Source organism: Aeromonas sp. HMWF015, assembly GCF_963878965.1.
Classification (GTDB): domain Bacteria; phylum Pseudomonadota; class Gammaproteobacteria; order Enterobacterales; family Aeromonadaceae; genus Aeromonas; species Aeromonas veronii.
In genome coordinates this window covers 3,019-6,762 of the sequence record NZ_CAWNZT010000436.1, presented here as the reverse complement: position 1 = coordinate 6,762, position 3,744 = coordinate 3,019, and the positions used below count along the sequence as shown (strand labels likewise).

At 61.2% G+C, this 3,744-nt stretch carries 5 protein-coding genes; all 5 read right to left on the bottom strand.

The features are described from left to right. Positions 1-569, bottom strand: a 569-nt coding sequence (locus tag AACS18_RS22635; protein ID WP_146184824.1) for a tyrosine-type recombinase/integrase, incomplete at its 3' end; no start/stop codon positions are given. Between the two features lie 315 nt (positions 570-884). Further along, on the bottom strand, positions 885-1,652 hold the full coding sequence (gene exeN, locus AACS18_RS22630) for a GspN family type II secretion system protein ExeN (RefSeq protein ID WP_108613383.1): 768 nt from the start codon (positions 1,650-1,652) through the stop codon (positions 885-887). Then, positions 1,649-2,140 (bottom strand): GspM family type II secretion system protein ExeM, encoded by a 492-nt coding sequence (exeM, locus tag AACS18_RS22625; RefSeq protein WP_108613382.1) that lies wholly within the window; start codon positions 2,138-2,140, stop codon positions 1,649-1,651. Before exeM ends, exeN begins: the two co-directional genes overlap by 4 nt. Further along, a complete protein-coding gene (exeL, locus tag AACS18_RS22620) occupies positions 2,137-3,321 on the bottom strand; it encodes a GspL family type II secretion system protein ExeL (protein WP_108613381.1) in 1,185 nt (394 codons plus the stop codon). The genes exeM and exeL overlap by 4 nt, the downstream gene beginning before the upstream one ends. Positions 3,322-3,443: 122 nt before the next feature. Continuing rightward, a partial coding sequence (locus AACS18_RS23760; protein WP_258228801.1) for a type II secretion system protein GspK occupies positions 3,444-3,744 on the bottom strand: 301 nt, incomplete at its 5' end.

The window sequence follows — 3,744 nt, the reverse complement described above, 5'->3', positions numbered from 1 at the left end:
ACCGGGTTTGCAGAGGTATAGCCGTGAGCCCATGCCCAAGCCATGACTGCGTGTAGGCGTTGCTTAACACGGCTTGCCGTTTCCGGGATCGTCAGCCATATCGGTTGCAGAACGGAAGCGATATGAGCTGGGGTAATCGCATCAATCGAGATAGCCCCAATGGTAGGAAAGGCATATTGCTCCAATGTGGTGATCCATTGCTTACCGTGTTTGGGGTTCTTCCAGCCTGGTAGCAAGCTTTCGTAGACCAATCTGGCAGATGCTTCCAACGTCGGGATCTTCGGCTTGTTCTGCTCCTGCAGCCGGACCTCTAGCGGATCCAGATTATTCGCCAGCTGTTCCCGCATTGCCTGTGCGTCTCGAGCTGCGTCAGCGATGGATATCTCGGGGTAAGTCCCGAGGCCTGCATTCCGCCGTTTCTTTGTCAGTGGGCTGACATAGCGGAATACCCACTTGCCTCTGCCCTTGACGGTAGAAGGGTGTAGCGTCAAGCCTGTAACACCACCGTGAGCAAGGGGTTTATCTTCCGGCTTGATGCTACGAGCTTTGGTATCGGTGAGGATTGCCATGAGGTAACCTCCTTGAAAATTGAATATGCCACACAGTATGCCACCAGGCATGCGCAGTGGTAATATGTGATTGGGATGGATTGGACAGTGCTAACTTCTAATTTACTGATAGCAAATGACTTTCTGGATATGGATGGAGTGTGTTGGACTTGATTGCGGCGGGCACCTCCTCCGCCATATTCAAAGAGAAAGCCCAAGCGGTCACCCGCTTGGGCTTTTTTGTATCTGTCGTATCTGGCATTTCAACGGACACGTCACATGGACGATGAAAATGGCTCGGGTTGTCCCTGAGCCATTTTCACCTTGAATGATGGCTTAGATCCGCCCCTGATAGCGCAGGGGGAAGCGGCCCTGACTGTCGGGCTGGCCGAGGAAGGGGAGCCCTTGCTGCATCTGCGGTGGCAGTTCTGGGCCCGGTTTCAGGGTGCCCTGGAACAGGTATTGGCCATTGGCTTGCAGCTCGAGGCGACCCATGGTCTGCACCGCATCCGAGCCCTGCTTGAGTTCGGCCACCAGTTTGGAGTCGAGGCAGCTGAGTTTCAGCTCGGGGTCGGCCAGATCCAGCTTGCCCGCCGGGGTATCGGCGCTGGCGTTGTACCAGTCGAGGTTGCCGTAGAGGTTGTCACACCAGGGGTTGCCTTGGGCAAACTGCTCCACCTTGAGCTGCAGCTGGCCGGTGACGGAGATCGGGATCGGCAGGCGCATCGGCACCCGGCTCAGCAACCAGGGGGCGGGGGCGTTGAGGGTCAGATCCCGGCCGAAGGCGGAGCCATTCCAGCCGACAACGCCCTGACCATTGAGCCCGTTGCGATCGCCAAAGCGTATGGCCACTTCGGGGGCGAAGCGCAGCAGCGACCAGCCGTTGAGATCCCAGCGCAGCTGGTTTACCGATTCGCTGGCATATTGCAGTCGGGCAATCTGGCCACTCCAGAGCGTGCCGCTCACCCCTTCCAGTTTCAGCAGGTTGGCAATGTTGGCAGGCAGCGGCAGATGGCGAGCCACCAGTGCCGCGGGCAGGGTGGCCAGCAGGAAGATCAGATAGGCGGCCAGAAACAGGCTGGCAATCAGGATGCGTTTTTTCATTGTGGACGACTCAACTGCAAACGTCTGACCTTGACCAGACCCGGGGCCAGATCCTCGCGGGCGATCTCGATGATTTGAACCTGAATGCCGTGCTGCTCCACCAGAGTGGAGAGCCAGAGCAGCAAGTCATCGAACTGGACCGTGTCGATCCACACTTGCAGCTCCTGCGCCTGGGGTTGTAGTCGGGCAATCTTGATTTTGTGGTTGAAGGCGGTGCGGTTGACCACCCCTTCCAGGGTGCCGCTGGTATCGATCTGGCGACCCGAGCCCCCCTGCATGGCCAGCACCTCTTCACCTTTCTCCTTGAGCCAGGCGAGGGTCTGCTGCTGGTTCTGCACCTGCCGCTCCCGCTCCGCGATGCGGTTGGTGATGGGCTGCCAGGCGCTCCAGTAGAAGAGACCGACCAGCAACAGGGCGCCACCCGTGACCACCAACCGCTGTTCCCGTGCTGTGATGCCGTGCCACCAGCTCTGCAATTTTTCCATCATGATGATTTACCCTTGAGCACCAGTGCGCCCTCTACCTTGCCCTCGGTGCTGCGCACCTCGCCTTGCTGTACCTCGAATTGCTTGCCGGCCAGCTCACGGAACCGCTCGATCTCGGCAAAGCCTGGGGCGGTCACCTGCAGCCTCAGCTCGCGGCGACTGGCATCAAAGCGCATCACCTGTGGTTTCAGACCGGGGACTTCGGCAAAGGTGGGGGCCAGCTCGGTGAGCATTAGCAGCACGCCGTTTTGCGGGGCTTGTCCCATCTGTTGCAGATGCTGGTTCATCTGGCTGCGCACGTTCACGATGCGGCTCTCACCCGGGAATATGCGGGTATAGACGGCACGGATCTCCGCCTTGAGGGCCTTGTCCTGCTCGGTGAGCTGATAGAGTTGCACGCCGCGCTGGCCGAGGGCCACCAGCAGCAACAGACCGGCGGTGATGGCTACCTTGCGCCACTGCAACCAGTAGCGGGCATATTCGGTCTGCGGCCGGTAGGGGCCGGTCAGCAGGTTGGCCCGGCAGGTGAGGGCTCCCTTGGCCAGCAGCAGCATGGGCAGCTCGGGCTCCGCCGCCTGCCAGTTGGCGGCGGCAATGGCGGGCACCGGTGTGTGGCTGTGGATGGTGATCGGCTCGACTTCGGTTGCCAGCAAGATGGCCAGCAGCGGCTCGTCGGCTACGATCCCCTGACAGGGGCCCTGGCGTACCAGCCACTCATTGCCGAGTTGCAGCGCAGACCAGCCATCCGCGGCCTGTGGTAGCGCCAGCACATCGGGCAGCAGTTGCAGGCTCTTGAGGCCAGCGGCATCGAGCCAGCCGAGCCACTCGCCCATCTTTTGCCGATCCACCGCCATCAGGTCGACCTGTTGCCCTTCGTGGGCCAGCACCACCAGATGGAGCTCGTCCACATCGGAGGCGATCTGCTCCTCCAGCAGGTAGGGGAGGGCCGCCGCCGACTGGCGGTTGTAGCGACCTGGCAGGGTGACGCGCCGGAAGATCAGATCGCTGCCCGGCACTAGCGTGACCACGGGGCGGCCACCGGCCCGCTCCTGCAGCTCGCCCAGGGCATCGGCCGACGGCAGGGTGCCGGAGGCGATGATCTCCTGCTCCTGACCGGACCAGACCAGCCAGGCCACGGGTTGTTGTTTATTGGTCCCCAGTCGGATGACCAGACTTTCGCTCACGCATCTCTCTCCTGCGATACCGGTTTGCAAAGGGCGTTGTGCGCCCTGGCAACCGGTGCGCAGCCCGCAGGCTGCATCCAACATCTCTCGTACCCGCAGGCGATGGCCTGCAGGTGCGCTGTTTATTCGGCGCCGCTACTGAGGCGGCGCAGCATCACCAGTTTATTGTCCTTGCCCCGCTGGAACAGGGTTTCGAGCCAGGCCCGGTTGTCGCCGACCTCGGCCACGACTCGGGCTTCGAAGAAGTCGCTCTTGACCACCAGCGCTTCTTTCAGTCCTTTCACCGAATCGACCGGAGCGAGCATGTCTGTCATCAGCTTGCTCTCTTTCCACCCCTTCTGTGGCCGCTCGTTCAGCACCCGCTTGGCGTCATCCAGCCCGATAGTGCCCAGATAGAGGGCGACCAGCAGCTCGGGGCGCTGG